Here is a 19,444-nt window from a genome sequence, read left to right on the forward strand (position 1 = left end):
CTCCTGCCTACTCCCCCGGCCCGGCGTCGGCAACCCGGGGCGGCGCGTCGGGGAGACGTACGCCACGTCCGTCGGCGCCGGGGGAATCGCCCGCCGCCGAGCCGGGTTGATCAGAGGCTGGACGCCGCCGCATCCGAGACGTCCGTCCGATCGACGAAGCGGAGAGACGATGACAACGCTGTTCAGCCCGGTGACGGTGGGCAAGCTGGAGCTGGCCAACCGGATCGTGATGGCGCCGCTGACCCGCAACCGCGCCGGCGCGGGCCAGGTGCCGCAGGACATCTCGGCGACCTACTACGGCCAGCGCGCCTCGGCCGGCCTGATCGTGACCGAGGGCACCCAGCCGAGCGCGGTGGGCCAGGGCTACGCCAACACTCCCGGCATCCACTCCGCCGAGCAGATCGAGGGCTGGCGGGCCGTCGCCGACGCGGTGCACGCGGGCGGCGGAAAGATCTTCATGCAGCTGATGCACGTGGGCCGGATCGGTCACCCGGACAACAAGGACGGGCTGGAGTCCGTCGCGCCCAGCGCCATCGCCGCGCCCGGGGAGATCTTCACCCCGAACGGCATGCGGCCGTACCCGGTGCCGCGCGAGCTCTCCACCGACGAGCTGCCCGGCATCGTCGAGGAGTTCGTCCAGGCCGCGCGTAACGCCGTCGAGGCGGGGCTGGACGGGGTCGAGCTGCACGCCGCCAACGGCTACCTGCTGCACCAGTTCCTGGCGCCGTCGAGCAACACCCGCACCGACGGGTACGGCGGATCGCCGGAGGCCCGGGCCCGGCTGGTGATCGAGGTGACCCGCGCGGTGGCGGACGCCATCGGCGCGGACAAGGTCGGCATCCGGATCTCGCCCGCGCACAACATCCAGGGCGTGCTCGAGGAGGACGCCGCCGACGTGGCCGCCACCTACGGCGCCCTGGTCGACGCGATCGCCCCGCTCGGGATGGCCTACCTGCACGCGCTGGCCGACCCGGCGAGCCCGCTCATCGTCGACCTGCGGCGCCGGTTCGGCGGCCCGTTCATCGCCAACGACGGCTTCAGCTCGGTGACCAACCGGCCGGACGCCGAGCGGATCCTCGACGGCGGCCTCGGCGACCTCGTGGCGGTCGGCCGGAACTTCCTGGCCAACCCCGACCTGCCCCGTCGCTGGGAGATCGGCGCGCCGCTCAACGAGCCCGACCCGAGCACCTTCTACACCCCGGGCCCGCGCGGCTACATCGACTACCCGACGCTGGAGCAGTAGAACGCGGAGCATCCGGGCCGGCCGTCCCGGCCGGCCCGGGGCCCCGTCAGCGCAGCCGGCGGGCGGTGAAGGTGGCCGGCGGTCGGGCGATCGCGTCCTGCGCGGCGACCAGCTGCAGTTCCCGGGTGCCGGCGGCCAGGGTGGCCTCCAGCACGGCGAAGACGGAGCCGATGGTGCGTTCCAGCGCCGTCGCCGGGGAGCCGGTGGTGCGCAGGTGCGCCAGGTACAGCGCCGCGGTCACGTCGCCGCCGCCGTTCGGGCTGATCGGCAGCAGCGGCGTGGTCACCGCCCAGGCGCCCTCGTCCGAGACGGCCACCACCTCCAGCGAGCCGTCGGGCAGGTCGCCGTGCAGCACGCTGGTGACCAGCACGTGCCGCGGCCCGGTGGCACGTACCACGTCGACCGCGGCCAGCACCTCGGCCAGCGAGGTCGTGCCGCGGCCGGCGAGGAAATCCAGCTCGAAGTGGTTCGGGGTGATGATGTCGGCGCGCGGGACGACCACGTCGCGCAGGTACTCCGGGATGCCGGGGCGGACGAACATCCCGCGGCCGGCATCGCCCATCACCGGGTCGCAGCAGTACACCGCGTCCGGGTTGGCAGCCTTGACCTGCGTCACCGCGTCGAGGATCACCGCGCCCATCGCCGGGTCGCCCTGGTAACCCGAGAGCACCGCGTCGGCGTCACCGAGCACCCCGCGGTCGCCGATGCCGGCGATCACCTCGGCCACGTCGGCCGGCGCCAGCAGCGGCCCGCGCCACGCGCCGTAGCCCGTGTGGTTGGAGAAGTGCACGGTCAGCACCGGCCAGACCTCGTGCCCGAGCCGCTGCAGAGGGAACACCGCAGCGGAGTTGCCGACGTGGCCGTACGCGACCGATGACTGGATGGACAGGATCTTCACCCGCCCATCATCGCGCTTCGGCGTCCGTACCGGTCACCGGCACCCGGCGGTTCGCCGGCGTTTCCGCCCGACGGTGGCCGGGGCGCCCACGTGGACGCCCCGGCCACCGCCTGGGATCAGCGCTGCTCGCCGCCGCAGTTGAACTTCGCCGCGCCGGCCGCCATCCGGATGCCGCCGAGCAGGTGCTTCAGGAACAACGGCTCGGTGTACGACGCGTCGGTGTGCCCAGCGCCGTGTAGACCGCCCGGCCGCCGTCGTAGCGGTGGCACCAGGCCATCGGGTGGTCCTCGCCCATCGACCCGCCGGTGTACCCGACCGGGTTGTAGGTCGACTCGTCGATCCGGATCAGCACCCGCACGTCCGCCCGCGGGTTGGTCCGGAAGTTGTACCACTCAATTTGGGACCCGACTCCGACCACAAGGGACCACTTGCCGGTAATCACCCGGTTGGATGGTCACGGCCGACTATGCCGCAAGTCACACCCGTCGATAATTACCGCCGCCGGGCGCTCCCGAGGTCGGCCCTACCGCGGGACCGCCTCGTCCCGCGGGCGCTGCCGCGGCCTGGGCGCCGGCCGCTGCTCACCCGGCCCGTCCGCCGCGTCGCGGATGGCCCCCGGCGCGGTGGTACGGCTCGCCGCGGCGTCCACCAGGTCCGGCAGGTCCCGGCCCGGCACCAGGGGAAGCTCTCGGGTCGCTCCCCCGATGCCCTCCGGATCCACCGCCGACCCGACGACCCGGGCCCGCCCGGTGGCCCGTCGGGCCGGCGCCGCCGCGGTGCGGGTGGGTGCCGACGGCGCGGCCTCGGCCGGCTCCACCACATCGGTGGACGAGGCGACCGGGCGGCCGGCGGACAGCTCCACCGCAGGGGTGGACGGGGCGGCCGGCCGGTCGGTGGTGGACGGGGCGGCCGGGCGGACGGCGGACGGCTCAGCCGCGGCGCCGGACGGCGGGGTGGGGCGGCCGGTGGTCGTCCGGTCGGCGGCGCCCCGCGCCGCGCGACGCGGTGCGGCGGGCGGCAGGAGCGGGGCGAGCTCGGCGTGCAACGCGGCCCAGTCGGAGGCGCGCGGAGGCTGCGGCTGCTCGGCGGACGACGAGGCCTCACGCGCCTCCCGCGCCGCCGCCGGGGTGGCCGGCGCTTCTCGCGTCGCCGTCCGGCTGGCCGGTGCCTCCCGCGTCGCCGTCGAGCTGGCCGGCTGCGCGGCGGGCTCGGCGCGCTCCGGGTGCACGTCGACGGCGGGCGCCGTCCCGGCGGGCGCTGCCGGCGCGGGCGTCGGCTCGACGGCGGAGTCGTCAGTCACGGACGCCCGAACCACCGGGGCGGGGTCGCCGGCCACCGGGGCGGACGAGGAGGCCGGGTCCGGTGCCGCCACGGTCGGCAACTGCCGGACGTCCGGCAGCAACCGGACGGCCTCGGCGAGCGCGGCGGGGTCGGGTCGACCCGGCCGGCGCCACCGACCGCGCCGACCGGCCGGCACGTTACCGGCCAGCACCCGGGCCGGCGCGAGATCGGCGGCGATCAGGGCGGTGAGACCCTCGTAGTCCGCCTGCTCGGCGAGCCGCCTGGCGATCTCGTCCAGGTCGTAGACGGCCACGGCGATGTCCGCCGTGGTGGCGTCCAGGGCGCGGGTGATCTTGCGGTGCAGCACCTTGCGGAGCGCGGCCTGCCGCCGCTCCGCGCGGATCTGCTCGCGGGCCGCGTCGAGCGAGCCGTACAACCCGAGGTCGGGGTGCGCCTTGGCCAACGAGCGGGCGCGGCGGGTCAGCCACGGGTGGCGCAACCAGTGCCCGACCGGCTCGTACGCGGGCGTGGTGGGCGGCAGTTGCCGGCGGGCGCGCAGCCGGTCCCGCCGCTGGTTCTCGGTGTTCATCAGCCACACCAGGTAGCCGAGCAGCGACATGCCGGCGTAGAAGCCACCCTCCAGGTGGTTGCCGTGGGCGAGCCAGTTGAACGCGACCGCCGCCGCGGCGATGGCGGCCGAGAGCACGCGGGACAGCCCCGCCCGCTCGCCGAGCCGCCGTCGTACGTCGGCGTTGGCCAGCACCACGACGCCGCCCAGCTCCAGCGCCCCGACGGCGGGAAGCGCGACGTACCACGGCATCCGCAGCCGTTCCATCGCGCCGGTGACCTGGCCGCCGAGCGCGACCAGCAGGACCACGACGTAGAACCCGGTGCGCAGCACGGCGATCCGCCGCACGGCCCTGGCCAGCTCGGCGTCCGACGCCTCCGGCCCACCGCTCGGCGCTCCGCCGGCCGGCCCGGACCGGTTCGATTCCTGGAACACGCCGCGCAGGTTCCTCTCATCCGCGATCCCGGCCGGACCAGCGCCGCGACCGTCCGAACCGGCGGTGCCGCCCGCCGGGCCGTACCAGCGGCGCGCTGCGAGCGCCGCCCGTCGTCCGGGCGCATGCTACAAGGTGGCCCGACCGACGGGCGACGGCGACACCGGCCGTACGGCGCACCGCGGCCCCCCGCCGGCATTGACGGGGGGCCGCGGCCCTCAGCTCAGTTGAACACCCCGTTCAGCGTCCGGGCCAGCGCGTCGTGCCCGGTGGAGTTGGGGTGGGGGCAGCCGCCGAGCCCGGTGTCCTGGATGTTGTTAAGTGCGAGCGCCGGCGGTGGCGCGAACCGCACCCTCTGGTGGGCCGGCAGCCCCTCCTGGATGGCCTCGTTCATCTGGGCCGTCCACTGCCCGACCGTGGTCTTCCAGCCGGCGTCGTCGATCAGATCCTGTCTGCTCGACCGGAACGGCGTGGGGTGTCGATCGCTGCGCCGCACCATCGGATCGTGCTGGCGGTGCTGCTCGCGGAGGCCGGTCACCCGGTCACCCGGGATCGGCTGGTCCACGAGATCTGGGGCGAGCGACCCACCCGGACCGCGACCACCGCCGTGAACGGCTACATCATGCGGGTGCGGCGGTTGCTGCGGGCCGGCGACGCCGGGGACGTGGTCGGCCACCCGGCCGGCTACCAGCTGGTGGCCGGCGAGGACACGGTCGACCTCCAGGTCTTCGAGCGGATGGTGCGCACCGGCAAGCGGTACGCCGCCGAGGGCCGGATGGCCGGCGCGGCACGGCAGCTGACCGGTGGTCTGGCGCTGTGGCGCGGGCCGGCGTTCGCCGACGTCCCGGCCACGCCCACCGTGACGGCCGAGGCCTGCCGGGCCGAGCAGCTCCGCCTCGCGGCCTACGAGGAACGGTTCGGCGCCCAGCTCGAACTGGGCCAGCACGCGGAGATCGTCGACGAGCTGTCCGCGCTGGTCAGGGACAATCCGCTGCGCGAACGGCTGGGTCGACACCTGATGACCGCGCTGTACCGGTGCGGTCGTCGGGCGGAGGCGCTCGATGCATACCGGCGGGTGCGGGACGTGCTCGTCACCGAGACCGGCCTCGAGCCCGGCCCCGAGCTGCGGGGTCTGGAGCGCGCCGTGCTCTCCGACGACCGGGCCCTCGCCGCGCCCGCCGTCCGGTCGGTGATCCCGGCGCAGCTGCCCGCCGCGGTGGCCGACTTCGCCGGTCGCCGGGAGGTGCTGGCGCGACTCGACTCCCTCGCGCGTCAGCGGCCCACCCCGCCGGTGGTGATCGCGGGCCTGGCCGGGGTCGGCAAGACCGCCCTCGCCGTCCGCTGGGGCCACTCCGTCCGCGACCGGTTCCCCGACGGCCTGCTCTACCTGGACCTGCGCGGCAGCTCGCCGCTGCCGCCGGTGACGCCGATGGCGGCGCTCGCCCACTTCCTCCAGGCGTTGGGTGTGCCGCCGGAGGAGGTCCCCACCGAGCTGGACGAGGCGGTGGGGCTCTACCGCAGCGTGACCGCCGCCCGCCGGATCCTCGTGGTGCTGGACAACGCCCAGCGGCCGGATCAGGTGCGCCCGCTGCTGCCGGGTGGTCCCGGTTGCCTGGCCCTGGTAACCAGCCGGGAGCAGCTGCGCGGCCTGACCGCCCGGGAGGGCGCCGTCGGGATCAGGCTCGGGGTGCTGACCCCGCCGGAGGCGGCCGAGCTGCTGGACGCCCTGCTGCCGGCCGCCGCCGAGGAGGGCGCCGAGCTGGCTCGGCTCTGCGGCTACCTGCCGTTGGCCATCCGGATCGCGGTCGCGAACCTGCTCGCCGAGATGGTCCCCGTCGGGCAGTACAACCAACGGCTCGCCGCGGGAGACCGACTGGCGGCGCTGGGCGTACCCGGCGACGCCACGACCGCCACGGTGACCGCCTTCGACCTGTCGTACCAAGCCCATCCGCCGGCCGCTCGCCGGTTGTTCCGGTTGGCCGCCGTCGCTCCGGGTGACACCGTCACCGTGCCCGGGGCGGCGGCTCTGGTCGACGTACCGGCCGCCGAGGCGGAAGCCCTGCTGGACGCGCTCGTGCGGGCCCACCTGCTGGAACAGGCCGGTCGGGGGCGCTACGGGTGGCACGACCTGGTCCGCCTCTACGCGCGCCGCCGCTGCGCGGCCGAGGACGCCGACCGGTGGGTGGCGCTCGACCGTCTCCACCACTACTACCTGTCCAGCATGGACGCGGCCGCGACCCTGCTCTGTCCGCACGTCGTACGGCTGCCGCTGCCGGCCACCGTCGGCACCGCGCACCGGGCGCCGGCGGGGCAACTGGCACGGCTGGCGAACCTCGGCAACATCCGGCTCCAGCAGGGCCGGCTCGCCGAGTCCGTCGCGTACTGCGAGCGGACCATCGCGCTCGAGCGTGCCCTGCCCGACTGGCACGGGCAGGGCACGGCGCACGGCTGCCTGGGCGAGGCCCACCTGCTCCTCGGCCGTCCCGCGGAGGCCATGACGTACCTCACCGAGGCGTTGGCCACGCACCGCCGCACCCGGTCGCGAAGCTGCGAGGCGGACACCCTGCGGCTCCTGGCCGCCGCCCACACCGCCGCGGGCGGCGTCGACGAGGCCCAGGCCCTGGCGACCGAGGCGCTGCGGATCGCCCGCGAGGTCGGTGACCTCTGGGTCGAGGCGCACGCCCAACTCGCCCAGGCCGAACTGGACCTGCGGGTCGGCGACGCGGAGCTGGCCGTCGACCACCTGGGGCAGGTCCTCACGCTGGCTCGGCCCCACGGCGCCCGACACGCCGAGGCGCAGGCCCTGATCCGCCTGGCGCAGGCGGAGCGGCTGCGCGGGCCGGCCCGGGCGGACCAGGCCCGGGCGTACGCGACGCAGGCGCTGGCCATGTGCCGGGAGTTCGGCTACGGACTCCTGGCCGAGCAGGCGTCGACGCTGCTCGGGTGAGGCCCGGCCGGCGACGCGGCGCCGCTCCACGGTCGAGGCGGGGAGGTGGCACCGCGTCGCCGATCGCCTGGAAGGCACCGGCCGGCGGGCCTAGCTGCCGCTCGGCACCTGGTCGGCGACCTCGGCGTACTCCACCTTGCCGGGGGCCGCGGTCGGGGCGTAGATCACCCGGATCACCCCGGTCGGGTACGCCTCGGTCGCCGTCACCGCCAGGTGGTACGGCGAGTCGCCCTCGTCGAACAGGCGGCGACCCTTGCGCGCGGCCACCGGGTGCACCAGCAGGCGCAGCTCGTCCAGCAGGCCGGCGGCGAGCAGCTGCTGCACCACGGAGATCGAGCCGGGGATCAGCACCCCCCGCACGCCCGCGTCGGCCTTGAGCGCGGCGACGGCGTCGACGAGGTCGCCGTCGACCAGCTCGGAGTTGCGCCAGGTGAACTCCAGCGGCTGCCGCGAGACGACCACCTTGCGCAGGTCCCCGAGCTGCTTGGCGAACCCCGCGTCCTCGCCCCCGGCGGCCTCCCGGTCGGGCCAGGCGCCGGCGAAGCTGTCGTACGTCACGCGGCCGATCAGCAACACGTCGGAGGTGTCGTAGTCCTCGGTGACGGCCCGGCCCATGTTGTCGTCGAAGTACGGGAAGTGCCAGTCGGGGTCGATCTCGGCCACGCCGTCGGCCGAGATGAACAACGTGGAGATGACCTTTGCCATCGGATGGTCCCTTCGCGTGGGGTGCTGTCGGGGAGTGGACCAACGCAGCATCCCAGACTCACCGGTCGGCCAGCCGGTTTTGTCGGCGAAGCGCTGGCACCGGCGGACGGACGTCAGTGGCCGCGGACGCGCGCCCTGCCGCACGACGGCGCCCGACGCCGCAGCGGCGCCGGGCGCGGCCGGCTCAGCGGTGGGCGTACCGGGCGGCCACCTCGGCGGGCTGCTCGGTGACCCGGCCGGCGTCGAGGTCCTGCGCCAGCCGCAGGTACTGGGCGTGGCTCCAGATCAGCGGGGTGGCCGACCGGGTGCCGGTGCCGGGCCGGTAGCCGGGTCGGCCGGACGGCGGCTGGTCGTCCCAGACCTGCTCGGCCAGCATCAGGCTTCCGCTGGCGGTGTGCGCCAGCATGGCCAGCTCGCGGGCGGCGGCGGGCCGGTCACCGGTCGCGAGGTGGTACTCGCCCCGCTCGCCGTTGAACAGCGGCCAGCCCCGCCCACGGGTGGCCCGGCTGTCCGCCGGGAAGTCGAAGTTCCAGTCGGCGCCGGTGAGCGTCTCGCCGTACCCGTCGAACGAGAACCGGTGCCAGTACCGACCACCGGGGGTGGTGAAGCCGAGCTGCCGGTCCACCACGGCGAGGGTGTTGACCACCGCCGGCTGGTCGGCCGGCTTGACGCCCAGCCGGACCAGCTCCAGGAAGCTTGGATCGACCACCGCCCGCTGGTCCACCGCGGACGGGCCGGAGTCGCCGATCGGGTAGGTGGTCGCCGCGTTCGGGTCGCCGTCCTTGCTCAGCCGCAGGTAGTACGGCTTCGGGTCGTACGGGCCCGTCCTGGTCACCGTCCACGCGTCCACCCGGGCCTGCCAGTCGTCGGCGGTGGCCAGGTAGCGGGCGGCGGAGGCGGTGTCGCCGTTGGCCCGGGCGATGCGGGCGGCGCAGACCAGGCCGGCGATCTCGGCGGCGATGGTGGCCGGCGAGTAGCCGCTCTGGTTCTCCCAGCGCTCCTGGGGCGTCCACGGCGCGCGGTGTCCGTCGCGACTGAAGGTGAGCAGGAAGTCCGCCGCCCGCTTGACGTGCGACCAGGTCGTCGGGTCGGTACGGCGCAGCTGCGCGGCCAGCACGATCGGCAGGGCGACCTCGTCGAGCTGGAGGTTGTCCCACACCGGCTCGCCGGCGACGTCGCTGTTCTGCGGGAACGACCCGTCCGGCAGCTGCTGGACGGTGAACAGGTAGTCCAGGGCGCGCCGCGCGGCGGGCACGTCGCCCGCGGCGATCAGCGCGGTCGCGATCTGGTAGAGGTCGCGGGACCAGACCAGGTGGTACGGCCCGGACTCGACCTCCTTGCCCCACACCCAGGGCATCGACGGCGAGGCGACGAAGGCGCCCCGGTGGAGCTTGTCCTCGCTGGCGGCCAGCACCATCTCGGACACCCGGTACAGCCGGCGCTGCTGGTCGGTGCGGAGGCTGGCCGGCATCGGGGCGAGACCGCGCAGGTAGCCGCGCCAGCCGGCCGCGTACGCCGTCGCGGCGCGGGAGAAGCCGCCCGCCAGGGAGGCGGTCGCGGCCGACGACGCCGCCCGCGGATCGGCGCCGAACGCGAGCGCCAGGGTGAGGTGGTCGCGGCCGTGGACCCCGGTCAGCCCGGTCCGCCCGGTCTGCGTGACGTTGCCGGGGGTACGGGCGGCCCGGTAGCGGTGGTCGAGTCGACCGTCGGCGGCCAGGTCCGTCCAGCCGTCGCTGGTGCCGACGTACCCGGTCGAGGTGGCGGTGAACGCGGGCCGGGCCCGCAGCGCGCTGGCCGTGGTCCCGTCGGCGGCGGTCAGCGTGCCGCCGGTGGACGAACCGGTGTCGTCGCTGCCGTCGTTGGTCAACGCCGGGTCGTAGTACACGTACAGGCCGCGGGGACGCCGGTCCAGGCTGGTGAACGCGACGTCGACCAGCACGGTGGAGCGCGCCGGGTCGGTGACGTACCGGGTGGTCAGCCGCCACCGGCCGGGCACGGCGTCGGTGTGCAGATAGGTCAGGCCGGCGTTCTCGACCACGTCGGTGCGGGACACCCCGGCCTCGCCGGCGCGTACCGCCGACCGGCCGTCGGCCACGATGAAGTCGAGGCTGCGGGCGCTGGGCGTGCCGAGGTCGGGGTAGAAGACCTCGCCGAGGCCGCCCCGGGCGCCGACGGTGAACCAGATCCTGCTGTCCGGCGCCCGGTACGCGGTGCCGAAGCCGGCCTTGTCGGCCGGCGCCCAGTCGGGGGCGGCGCCCGGCGCGCCGGGCACGTCCCGGCCGGCCGCCCACCCGGGCGCCGGGCCGACCGGCAGGGTCAGCAGGGCCGCGGCGCACGCCGCGAACGCGGTATGGGCTGCTCTCATCGGAGCCTCCTGTGGTCGACGGTGACCCGGACGGGTACGCCCCGCGGCGCGGCGCCCGACGCGGGCGGGATCGCCACGGTTCGATGCGTCGACCCCTACCCCGATCCGGTCACGTCCATGCCTGACCACCCGCGTCGCCGCGTCCGGTGCCCGCCGGAACGTCGGCGGGCACCTCGGACGCGCCGGTCAGCGCCGGGCGGCCCAGAAGACGTAGACCGCGCCGTACGGCACCGCCGTGGTGTCGCCGTCGGTGCACGGGCCGGTGGGCGCGACCCCGCCGGAGGTCAGCAGGCGGTTGACGTACGCGACGTGGTCGAGCAGCCCGCTGCCGCTGTGCGTGTCCACGGTCAGCAGCAGCTCGGGGATCGTCCCCGCGCGCGGGCTCTCCGCGGTCTTCTTCGCCGTGATCAGCGAGCCGTCGCGCTCGGACTGCCAGCTCGGGCCCCGGAAGTGGTGGACCCGACCACCCGTGCCGATCAGCTGGGCCTCGGGCACCGACGGGCCGGTGAACACCCCACCGGCGCACGTGTAGGTCTGCGTGCCGCTGGTGACGACGTACGCGCCGACCGGCCGGGATCCCGCCGGCGGCGCGATGGCCGAGGGGATGAGCGGGACACCGACCCGGCGCGCGTCGGCGGCCGGCGCGGCCACGTCGGCGACCGGCGCGGCCACCTCGGCGGCGGACACCGGCTGGGTCACCGCGCCGATCGTGGCGAGGACGCCGGCCGTGCCGACGACCGTCAGGGCTCTGATCCGGGAGCGGGGCGTGCTGAGCATGCGGTTCCTCCGTTCGGGGTGGGCGCGTCCGCACCCACCTACCTCAACGGGCGCAACCGGCGCGGCGATCAATGCCGTCCGATCCTTTTTTCGGTCGCACACCCGACACCGGTCCGCCTCCCGACCGGCGGCTCAGGCTCGGGCGACGCCCGCGATCTGCGGGTTGAACGGGACGAACGGGCCGTGCAGCCGGTACGGCTCGATCGCCACCTCGGCGAAGCCGGCGTCGCGGAGCAGGGCGGCCAGGTCCCGCTCGCAGGAGCAGCCCTCGAAGGCCCAGGCCCACGGCCGCCGCACCGCCCGCTGCAGCGCCCGGGTGGGCGTGCCCGCACGCGCGGCGACGTGCTCCACGAAGCGAAACGTGCCGCCGGGTCGCAGCACGCGGCGCACCTCGGCGAGCACGCCGGCGGGATCCCGCACCGTGCAGAGCACCAGCGAGGAGATCACCACGTCGACGCCGCCGGTGGGCAGCCCGGTCCGCTCGGCGACCCGGTCGCGGAGATCGAGCCGTACGCCGTGGCGCGCGGCGGCGGCCCGCAGCCGACCGTGCATGGCCGGATTGGGCTCGACGGCGATCAGGGTCGACCCCGGCCGCAGGTAGCGCAGGTTGGCGCCCACCCCCGGGCCGAGCTCGACCACCGTGGCCGGCAGCCCGGCGAACACCCGCCGCTTGTGCCGTCGCAGGCTCCGTTCGAGGTACGGACCCAGCACGGTGAAGAACGCGGCGTTGAAGGGCCCGCGCGCCCGGTGCACCTGAAATTCGGTCGGGACAGTCATGACCTCATGGTCCGGTGGAGCTCGCGGCGGGTCAGGCGTGGAACTACCCCACTCCCCCGCTGAACCACGCGGCGATCTGCGCCCGCGAGCGGAACCCCAGCCGGAGCCGGATCCGTTCCACGTGCCCCTCGGCGGAGCGACAGCACCAGCCGCCGAACCCGGCCCGGGTTGGCCGCGGCCCACGCCGCCGCGACCGGCGCCCCCATCGACGTGCCCATCAGGTCGAACCGCTCGTCCAGCGGCGCCGTCACCGCGGTCAGCTGCGCCAGCTCGAACGCCAGCGAGGCGGGCCGGTCCACGGCCGGTGACAGCCCACACCCGGCCCGGTCGTACCGCACCAGCCGGCACCCCTGGGCCAGCGCCTCGTAGAGCGCCCGCTCGGCCGGCAGCTCCCAGCTCAGCTCCAGGTGGGTGAGCCAGCCCATCACGTACACCAGCGGCCGGCCGGCGCCGACCGACGCGTACGACAGGACGGTCCCGTCGGCCGCCACCACCCGCCCGAGCCGCTGCCGCATTCCGCGATTGTCACCCACCACGCGGCGCACCCTCGGGAGCGGTCACCGAACCCGACCGGCCACCGTGCCACTGGACGCGAACGAGGCGGCGACCGGCGGCGCCTCGTGGACGGCCTCGCCGCGGGCGATCTGGTAGACCTGCCGGGTCCGCGAGTCGAACAGCGGCCACGGCAGCCGCCCCGGTCGGGTCGAAGCAGGCTGGGACCAGCCGGTAGCACTCGTCGGCGGCGAGCGGACTCGGGTCCGCCCGCGCCTCCGACCGCCACCGCAGGTCGAGCACCCGGCTCACCCCGTACCCGCGGAGGGCGGCGAGGCCGGCGGCGCCGAGCCGGCGGTGGTTGTCGGTGCGGACCAGCGCCCGCTCGCGGATGCGGCCCCCGTCGCCGGTCGGCAGGCCGCCCACGTCCCGGGCGTTGCGCAGATCCGGCCAGGACAGTCGGGACGCCCGACGAGCGTACGCCCGGCGTACGGGCCTGGCGTCGACGGCGAACCACCTGAGCACGGAACCTGGAAGATCGCCCGGTGCCGCCCCGGCTGGACAATCCGGGCCCCGGAATTGTCCAGGACCCGTTCCGACTGGACAAAAAGACGGATAGCAATGTCCCAACGCGCAATTCCGCGCCATGACGGGAAGGAAGACAAGTGCCGAAGAACGTCAGGAGAAGCATCGCCACGGCGGTGGTGGCCAGCGGTACGGCCCTGCTGCTCCCACTCACCGGAGGGGTCGCGTCCGCCAACCCGGGATCCGGCGGATCCGCGGTCAAGGACAAGGCGGCGACCGCGGCGCCGGGCCGCACCGAAGCCTCCCTCAGCGCCAGCTGCGGTTGGACGCCCGCCAACAACGGCGGGGCGGCGGGCAGGTTTCTCTACGATGGTGTGAACATCCGAAGCGGCCAGTTCATCAGCTGCACGGCCCTCGGCGCGGGCTACACCAGCCACAGCGTCACGTACCGCTGCTGGGCCGTGGGTGACACGGTCGGCAACTGGACCACCTGGACGTACCTGCGGGACAACACCACCGGCGTGACCGGATGGGTGACGGACGCCTACCTCCAGGACGGCGGCAGCAAACTCCACTGCTGATCATCAGGTCCGCCGCACGGACTCCGCATTACCCGCCGGCGCCCCGCTCCCCTCCGGGGCGAGCGGGGCGCCGGTACGGGCCGAGCCGCAGCCGGCGCCTACTTCGGCAGGCACCGGGTCCCGCCGGTGGCCACGACGTCCTGACCCACCATGTCCACCCGGGCACGTGCCTGCACACACCCCACGCCGGTGACCAGCAGATTGCCGTACACGGAATCCAGGTGCCCCATCCGCCACGTATTGCCGGTGTCGTCCCCGGGGCGCACCCCCTCCACGGTGAGGATCCCGACCGTCGTGTCGTTCGGGTCCGGGTTGAGCCCGGGTGTCGGGACGAACCATGGCCAGGCCCCGGCGCACCGGGCCGAGAACAGCAGGGTGATGGTGCCCACCACGGTGCCGGCCGCGAGCCGCCGGCCGCGCAGCATGGCCACGCTCTGCAGTGCGACCGGCGCGCTGTCCAGGACCACCTTGTCGGCACCGCACCCGGCGATCGCCGGATCGGTGCCGTCCGCGATCCGGATCGGCGTCGTCACGGACCCCGGGCCGGCCGCCGGACCCCGCCCCCCGACGGACGGTAAACCCGCCACCAGCACGAGAGCGGCGATCGCGGTGGCGGCCACCAAGGCGACCACCCCTGGCCAGACCCGGGGTCCGTGCGGTCGCCTCCCCTCGATCGCGGAGATCCAGACGAACCCGGTGGCGAACCTGCCGGGGTCGTCCCCCGGGGGCGGCACCACGTCGACGTACGCCGTTCGGGCGGGCAACCGGGCCACGAAGGGTACGAGTTCCCCACTGACCCTGCCGACGCCATCGCCGGTTCGGGCTTCGGCGTCCGTATCCGCCATGGTGCCGGCTCCGGCGTCCAGACCGCCGACCGCCGCGGCCGCCAGTTCCATGGCCGCCGCGCCCCAGCGTCGCCGCCAGGACGGCCAGTCGCCGCCGCAGACCCGCACAAAATTGCGTACGACCCGCTCGGAGGGCAATTGATGCCCGGCCACCGCGGCCGCCAACGCGCTCTTGGAGACCTCGCACCGCCGGGCCATCTTCCAGAACGGTGGATCACCCGCGGCCGCACGCAAGGCCCGCAACTCGCAGGCGAATCGCTCAGCCGGGCCAAGGCCAGGATCCAGCGCCCGCATTCGTCGTCCGATGGTTCCCCCTGGCCGACAGTAATCGAAGTAGACCGATCTTAAGGCAGGCGTTCGCCGTTGTCCGAAGGGGACGTTCAGAACCTGCGAAAAAGACCCTCTACATCGAAGGCAGTCGTTACCGACACGCGCCCGGGCCGAGTTCGGTCCACCGCGGCGGTACCCGGGCATCCGCGCCACCCCGACGAGCGTGACGGCGCCGGCGGGGCGCTCAGCCGACGGCGGGGCGTTCGGGTGGTGGCGGCAGATGCAGATGCCGCAGGTCCTCCGGCACCGGACTGTCCGGCCGGTAGACCAGGGGCGCCTCCCCGTCCGCCGCCGCGGCGGGCGCATCGGCGAGTGAGAAGCGGTCCCGCAGTCGCCCGAAGAAGTCTCCCGAACCGAACCGGAGGATGCGCAGTCGCCACGGCGCGGCGTACGCGGCCACCCAGTCGCCCGGGTCCAGCACCCCCCGCAACTGCCCGTCGATGCTCACCGCGACCTGCCCCGACCGGGGCAGCACCCGCACCCCGACCGACTCCCGTGGCGAGAACACCAGGCTGCGGTCGAACGCCATGTGCGGGGCGACCGGGGTGAAGACCAACGCGTCCAGCAGTGGCGACACGATGGGCCCGCCGGCCGCGAAGCTGTAGGCCGTCGACCCGGTGGCGGTGGAGACCATCACCGCGTCGGCGGAGTAGGAGGCGAACAGCCGCCCGTCGATGTAGATTCCCAGGCTCGCCTGCCGGTCCCGGGCGAGCTTCTCGAAGACCACGTCGTTGACGGCGGTGACGTCCAACGGCACCCCCCAACCGACGGTCTCCGGCATGCCGTCCCGCACCTCGGGCGGAGGCATCGCCGAGCCTCGGCCGTAGCGCAGCAGCACGCCGAGTTCCGGGGGGACCTCCAGAGGGCGGGAGGCGCGCATGGTCAGGGTCATCCGCTCCTCCACCTCCACCGAGCCGACCCGGACGGCTTCGAGCGCCTCGATCGTGCGCTCCGGGGGCACCTCGGTGAGGAAACCGACCCGCCCGACGTTGACCCCGAGGACCGGGCAGTCGACCGCCGCGGCCACGTGCACACCGCGCAGGAAGGTCCCGTCGCCGCCGATCGTGACGATCAGGTCGAGCGGTCCGATCGCCTGTCCCTCGTCCCGGCTGGTGCGCCGCTCGGCCGTACGCCACACGTCCACCTCGATCGTCTCGATCCCCCGGTCGGCGCCCCAGCCGCGGATCTCGTCAGCGGCCCGGGTCGCCTCCGCCTTGCCGGAGTGCACCACCATGCCGATCCGATCCAGCCGCATCCGTGTCCCCTCGGTTCCGCGCCCGCGCTCGGGCGTCGGCCTCCACCGTGACACACCGATCCGCCCGATGGCCGCGCCATCCCCACTTCAGGCGACGCCGCCAGCGTGCGGCGGCACAGAAGGAGTGGGCCGGCCGGCTCATCCCCCGGCGGGCAGCCGGCCCTCGCACCGCGCGTCCGCGGGGGCGACCGGGCGCCGGGGCATCATCCAGTCCAGGGTGCTCTCCTCCACCGGCCAACCGTGCACCGCCACGACGCTGTACGGCACCGACCGGGACTGCGGGCAGAGGGCCTGCGACCGTACCTCGTCGTTGTCCAGGAAGCGCACCACGGCGGCCCGGTCCAGGACGACGGTCGAGGTGTCGGTGACCGTGACCAGCGCGCCGAGCACCACCTCCGAGTCGGCGGGGTCCCTGGGTGCCGGGGCGGCCGGGCCGACCTCGACGGCGATGGACGGCAGCACCGGCGCCCTCAGGAAGACCGCGCCGGTCACCAGCGGGAGCACGGCGGCGACCCCGAACGCCAGGCCGTGGGTGAGCGCCGGGGCGACCCGACCGGGAATCGGGCCGGTGAGCAGTACGGTGGCGGCCGGTGGCAATGCCAGCAGGGCGGCCGTGGCCGGTTCACCCGACCGCACCGCCGACCAGATCGCCGGCCCCAGCGCGGCGTACGCCAGCACCGCCGCGGCCAGCGGCAGCGCCACGCTGACCACCAGGATCCGGTTCGGTTGGTCGGGATACAAATAGCGGGTGCGCAGCGCGAACAGCCAGAGCCCCAGCATCAGCAGCGTGGGCAGGAAGCGGAGCTGCCAGGTGAGCGCGCCCAGCGCGACCGCCGCGGTGGCCACCCAGCCGGGCGTGCGCGCCGTCCAGGAGGCGAGCAGCGACCGCTCCGTGTCGAAGCGCTCCGGGGCGCTGAGCCGCAGCAGCCGACCCAGCACGCCGAAGGTGAGCACCACCAGGGGGAACACCCAGACCAGGGCGATCAGCAGGGCACTGAGCAGGCCGAGGGGGCTGGCGTACTGCACCAGCAGCAGCATGGTCGACATGTCCTGCCGGCTGAGTTGCCACAACCGCAGCACCAGGAGCAGGACGGGAAACGTGGGGAGCAGGGTCAGCAGCCACTGCTGCGCCTGCCGCGCCCCCGCCATCCGGCGGGGCCGGACAGCCTTGCCCGGAGCGCCGGTTCTCCGGGGCGTACCGGGGCCGGCAACGCGATCCTCTCCCACGGCCACTGCCGCACCTCCACCTTCCGGGGATCGGGTTGCTGCTGCACCGCGACCGGCTGCGGGTCGTTGTAGACCTGCTGCCACCGAAGGTTGGCGGTGTACGCCTCCTCCCAGGCCGAGTTCCCCGGATCCGTGGCCGAGGCGTAGAGCGCGAGGTCGACCAGGTCGCGCAGCGCCTCGTTCGGGCCGGTGTTGACGCCCCACCGCTCCGCGGCGGACTCACCGATGTCCCAGTGCTTCAACGGCTTGGCGTTGCGCAGGGTGACCGGGAAGCTCTGGCCGGCGTCACCCCTGCGGGAGCCGGTGACGAAGCCGGCGAGAATGGCCGCGTCGGTGGTGACCGCGTCCACCCGCCCGTCGTACATCTCCTGGACGCACTCGCTGATCCGGTTGCGGCCGATCGGCTTCGCGCCGACCGCTTCCAGGCGCGGGATGGCGGTCGAGGTCGCCAGCGTGCATACCGTCCGGTCCGCCAGGTCCCGCAGGCTGCTCACCGGGCGCTGCCGCGGGTCGCCGGCCAGCGTCACCACGGACTGCTCCGTCTCCAGGTAGGCGGCGGAGAAGGTCGCGCCCTCCTCCTCTTCCCGCTTCCGGGTGATGCTGTAGGACGCGATCACCAGGTCGACGGTCACGTACTGGTCGCCGTCCCTGGCCTGCCGGCGGGCCCGGTCCTCGCTCTCGATCGGCAGGAACCGCACCTGCGACCGGTCGAACCCGAGGTAGGCGGCTATCAGGTACGCGACATCGACGTCGAAGCCCCGCCAGACGCCGCCGGGCCCGCGCTGGGCGATCCCGGGCTGGTCGTCCTTCACTCCGACGAGGAGTTCCCGCCTGCCCTTCAGGTGGGCCCGCTCCATCAGGTCGTCCCGGGACGGCGGGCCGATCGCGAGCGCGATCGGCACCGACGCGGCGGCCAGCACGGCCAGCACGACCACCAGCCCCACCAGTCTGATCTGCCGGGCCCGGGTGTGCCGCGGCACCGCGGTCGCCGGCGGTGCGGAGGAATCCGGTTCGTCTGCCTGAGTCACGTACACCCCTCCCCTGCCGCCAGGTCCGTTCTCGCCACCTCCATTGTGGGGCCCGGCGCAAGCCGACGACGCCCCACCGGACGGCCGTGGGCGCTGCGCGGCGATGCCACGGTCCGCCCGTCCGGGGTCGTGCTCGCGCGGCGTTCCAGACCGGGTCGACGGCGGCGGCTGTCAGGCTCGCCGTCGCCGGGACGCCAGGTCGACGGCCGCAGCCTTCCACCGCGGATGGACGAAGGTGAACCCGGCGTCGGAGAGCCGTGCGGGGACGACGCGCCGGCTCTTCAGCAGCAGTTCGGTGTCCGACCGAATCGCGAACGCGCCGAGCTCGGCCATCCATCCGGTGGCCGGCAGGCCGAGCGGCATCCGCCAGGCCGAACGCAGCTCCCGAATGAACTGCCGGTGCGGCACCGGCCCCGGGGCGGCCAGGTTGACGGGCCCGGCGAGGTCGTCGCGTTCGATCAGGAACCTGATGGCGCGGACGAAGTCCTGGTCGTGGATCCACGAGACGTACTGCCTGCCACCCGCGACCGGTCCGCCGAGCCCGAGCCGCACGAGCCAGCTCAGCACATCGAACACGCCACCGCGGTCGGGGCTCATCACCATCGCCGACCGCAGGGCGACCTTGCGGGTGTCCGGGGTTTCCGCCTGCTCCTGCGCCGCTTCCCAGTTCCTGGCGATCTCGACGCTGTACGCCCAGTACCCGGGCACCCCGGGCTCACTGCCGCCGAGCGGACCACCGTACTCGTCATTGGCCGCGTCGAAGCGGTGGGCGTAGATCGTCGCGGTGCTCATCTGCAGCCAGACCCGGGGCGGCCGGGCCGCCCGGGCGATGGCCTCGCCGACGACCCGCGTCGAGTCCACCCGCGAGCGCATCATGGCGTCGAGGTTCTCCGCGGTGTACCGGCAGCTCACACTGCGCCCCGCCAGGTTGACGACCACGTCACTGCCGTCGATCCGCTCGGCCCAGTCGCCGAGCGTGGCGCCGTCCCAGTGCACCTGGCGCACGGCCCGGGGCGAACGGGTCAACAGGACGACGTCGTGGCCCTCGGCGGTCAGCGCCCGATCCAGGATCGAGCCGATCTGCCCGGTGCCGCCAGGGATGACGATCTTCACGATCCCTCCTCATCCTGCGCCGTGGTGCACCGTTCACCTTCCTGGTGAGCGGGT

Annotated in this window: 18 protein-coding genes and 1 pseudogene; 3 read left to right on the forward strand and 16 right to left on the reverse strand. The window is 74.5% G+C overall.

Going from position 1 to position 19,444, the window contains the following annotated elements:
* Positions 1-169 precede the first annotated feature (169 nt).
* Positions 170-1,243 carry an alkene reductase gene (locus tag ACFY3U_RS11400; RefSeq protein WP_387198727.1) on the forward strand — a complete coding sequence of 358 codons (1,074 nt, stop codon included), beginning with the start codon at positions 170-172 and terminating at the stop codon, positions 1,241-1,243.
* A gap of 46 nt (positions 1,244-1,289) precedes the next feature.
* On the opposite strand, the gene pdxY is transcribed toward ACFY3U_RS11400, so the two are convergent.
* The 5 genes and pseudogenes from pdxY to ACFY3U_RS11425 form a co-directional block, all read right to left on the reverse strand.
* A complete protein-coding gene (gene pdxY / locus ACFY3U_RS11405) occupies positions 1,290-2,141 on the reverse strand; it encodes a pyridoxal kinase PdxY (protein WP_387198730.1) in 852 nt (283 codons plus the stop codon).
* A gap of 116 nt (positions 2,142-2,257) precedes the next feature.
* Positions 2,258-2,410 carry a hypothetical protein gene (locus tag ACFY3U_RS11410; RefSeq protein ID WP_387198878.1) on the reverse strand — a complete coding sequence of 51 codons (153 nt, stop codon included), beginning with the start codon at positions 2,408-2,410 and terminating at the stop codon, positions 2,258-2,260.
* An 11-nt stretch (positions 2,411-2,421) separates the two neighbouring features.
* Positions 2,422-2,583: pseudogene (locus ACFY3U_RS11415) on the reverse strand (hypothetical protein); the annotation flags it as partial.
* 81 nt (positions 2,584-2,664) lie between these two features.
* A complete protein-coding gene (locus tag ACFY3U_RS11420) occupies positions 2,665-4,425 on the reverse strand; it encodes a hypothetical protein (RefSeq protein ID WP_387198733.1) in 1,761 nt (586 codons plus the stop codon).
* A 221-nt stretch (positions 4,426-4,646) separates the two neighbouring features.
* Positions 4,647-4,919 carry a hypothetical protein gene (locus ACFY3U_RS11425; RefSeq protein ID WP_387198736.1) on the reverse strand — a complete coding sequence of 91 codons (273 nt, stop codon included), beginning with the start codon at positions 4,917-4,919 and terminating at the stop codon, positions 4,647-4,649.
* A 9-nt stretch (positions 4,920-4,928) separates the two neighbouring features.
* Here ACFY3U_RS11425 and ACFY3U_RS11430 point away from each other — a divergent pair, with 9 nt between their 5' ends.
* On the forward strand, positions 4,929-7,370 hold the full coding sequence (locus tag ACFY3U_RS11430; RefSeq protein WP_387198738.1) for a BTAD domain-containing putative transcriptional regulator: 2,442 nt from the start codon (positions 4,929-4,931) through the stop codon (positions 7,368-7,370).
* A 90-nt stretch (positions 7,371-7,460) separates the two neighbouring features.
* Here the strand turns inward: ACFY3U_RS11430 and ACFY3U_RS11435 are convergent, their stop codons facing one another.
* The 6 genes from ACFY3U_RS11435 to ACFY3U_RS11460 form a co-directional block, all read right to left on the reverse strand.
* Positions 7,461-8,075 carry a dihydrofolate reductase family protein gene (locus ACFY3U_RS11435; protein ID WP_387198741.1) on the reverse strand — a complete coding sequence of 205 codons (615 nt, stop codon included), beginning with the start codon at positions 8,073-8,075 and terminating at the stop codon, positions 7,461-7,463.
* A 184-nt stretch (positions 8,076-8,259) separates the two neighbouring features.
* Positions 8,260-10,440, reverse strand: a complete 2,181-nt coding sequence (locus ACFY3U_RS11440) for a glycoside hydrolase family 15 protein (protein WP_387198744.1) — start codon at positions 10,438-10,440, stop codon at positions 8,260-8,262.
* A gap of 186 nt (positions 10,441-10,626) precedes the next feature.
* Positions 10,627-11,217: a DUF3455 domain-containing protein gene (locus ACFY3U_RS11445; RefSeq protein ID WP_387198747.1), complete on the reverse strand. Its 591-nt coding sequence runs from the start codon at positions 11,215-11,217 to the stop codon at positions 10,627-10,629.
* 132 nt (positions 11,218-11,349) lie between these two features.
* Complete coding sequence (locus ACFY3U_RS11450) at positions 11,350-11,994, reverse strand: class I SAM-dependent methyltransferase (RefSeq protein WP_387198750.1); 645 nt, start codon at positions 11,992-11,994, stop codon at positions 11,350-11,352.
* Positions 11,991-12,509 (reverse strand): alpha/beta fold hydrolase, encoded by a 519-nt coding sequence (locus ACFY3U_RS11455; RefSeq protein WP_387198753.1) that lies wholly within the window; start codon positions 12,507-12,509, stop codon positions 11,991-11,993. Before ACFY3U_RS11455 ends, ACFY3U_RS11450 begins: the two co-directional genes overlap by 4 nt.
* Before the next feature lie 10 nt (positions 12,510-12,519).
* The gene (locus ACFY3U_RS11460; protein ID WP_387198756.1) at positions 12,520-13,011 is read right to left on the reverse strand and encodes a tyrosine-protein phosphatase; all 492 of its coding nucleotides are present in this window, start codon (positions 13,009-13,011) and stop codon (positions 12,520-12,522) included.
* Between the two features lie 140 nt (positions 13,012-13,151).
* Between ACFY3U_RS11460 and ACFY3U_RS11465 the strand changes: the two genes are divergently transcribed.
* Positions 13,152-13,592, forward strand: a complete 441-nt coding sequence (locus tag ACFY3U_RS11465; protein ID WP_387198759.1) for a hypothetical protein — start codon at positions 13,152-13,154, stop codon at positions 13,590-13,592.
* Between the two features lie 98 nt (positions 13,593-13,690).
* On the opposite strand, the gene ACFY3U_RS11470 is transcribed toward ACFY3U_RS11465, so the two are convergent.
* The 5 genes from ACFY3U_RS11470 to ACFY3U_RS11490 all read right to left on the reverse strand — a co-directional run bounded on the left by ACFY3U_RS11470 (position 13,691) and on the right by ACFY3U_RS11490 (position 19,390).
* Entirely contained in the window at positions 13,691-14,635 is a 945-nt protein-coding gene (locus tag ACFY3U_RS11470; RefSeq protein ID WP_387198762.1) for a hypothetical protein, read from the reverse strand.
* Between the two features lie 316 nt (positions 14,636-14,951).
* On the reverse strand, positions 14,952-16,022 hold the full coding sequence (locus tag ACFY3U_RS11475) for an NAD(+)/NADH kinase (protein WP_387198765.1): 1,071 nt from the start codon (positions 16,020-16,022) through the stop codon (positions 14,952-14,954).
* A gap of 138 nt (positions 16,023-16,160) precedes the next feature.
* Positions 16,161-17,171 (reverse strand): hypothetical protein, encoded by a 1,011-nt coding sequence (locus ACFY3U_RS11480; RefSeq protein WP_387198768.1) that lies wholly within the window; start codon positions 17,169-17,171, stop codon positions 16,161-16,163.
* Positions 17,135-18,277, reverse strand: coding sequence for a transporter substrate-binding domain-containing protein (locus ACFY3U_RS11485; protein WP_387198771.1), 1,143 nt, complete (start codon positions 18,275-18,277; stop codon positions 17,135-17,137). The genes ACFY3U_RS11480 and ACFY3U_RS11485 overlap by 37 nt, the downstream gene beginning before the upstream one ends.
* A gap of 171 nt (positions 18,278-18,448) precedes the next feature.
* Complete coding sequence (locus ACFY3U_RS11490; RefSeq protein ID WP_387198774.1) at positions 18,449-19,390, reverse strand: TIGR01777 family oxidoreductase; 942 nt, start codon at positions 19,388-19,390, stop codon at positions 18,449-18,451.
* Positions 19,391-19,444: the final 54 nt, after the last annotated feature.

Origin of the sequence: Micromonospora sp. NPDC000089, assembly GCF_042899365.1 — a bacterium.
Lineage (GTDB): Bacteria > Actinomycetota > Actinomycetes > Mycobacteriales > Micromonosporaceae > Micromonospora.

Bases quoted from the DNA above. Each gene is read 5' to 3' on its own strand.
- ACFY3U_RS11455 (WP_387198753.1), bottom strand. From the start codon at position 12,509: ATGCGGCAGCGGCTCGGGCGGGTGGTGGCGGCCGACGGGACCGTCCTG.
- ACFY3U_RS11400 (WP_387198727.1), top strand. From the start codon at position 170: ATGACAACGCTGTTCAGCCCGGTGACGGTGGGCAAGCTGGAGCTGGCC.
- ACFY3U_RS11440 (WP_387198744.1), bottom strand. From the start codon at position 10,440: ATGAGAGCAGCCCATACCGCGTTCGCGGCGTGCGCCGCGGCCCTGCTG.
- ACFY3U_RS11450 (WP_387198750.1), bottom strand. From the start codon at position 11,994: ATGACTGTCCCGACCGAATTTCAGGTGCACCGGGCGCGCGGGCCCTTC.
- ACFY3U_RS11470 (WP_387198762.1), bottom strand. From the start codon at position 14,635: ATGGCCCGGCGGTGCGAGGTCTCCAAGAGCGCGTTGGCGGCCGCGGTG.
- ACFY3U_RS11475 (WP_387198765.1), bottom strand. From the start codon at position 16,022: ATGCGGCTGGATCGGATCGGCATGGTGGTGCACTCCGGCAAGGCGGAG.
- ACFY3U_RS11480 (WP_387198768.1), bottom strand. From the start codon at position 17,171: ATGGCGGGGGCGCGGCAGGCGCAGCAGTGGCTGCTGACCCTGCTCCCC.
- ACFY3U_RS11435 (WP_387198741.1), bottom strand. From the start codon at position 8,075: ATGGCAAAGGTCATCTCCACGTTGTTCATCTCGGCCGACGGCGTGGCC.
- ACFY3U_RS11445 (WP_387198747.1), bottom strand. From the start codon at position 11,217: ATGCTCAGCACGCCCCGCTCCCGGATCAGAGCCCTGACGGTCGTCGGC.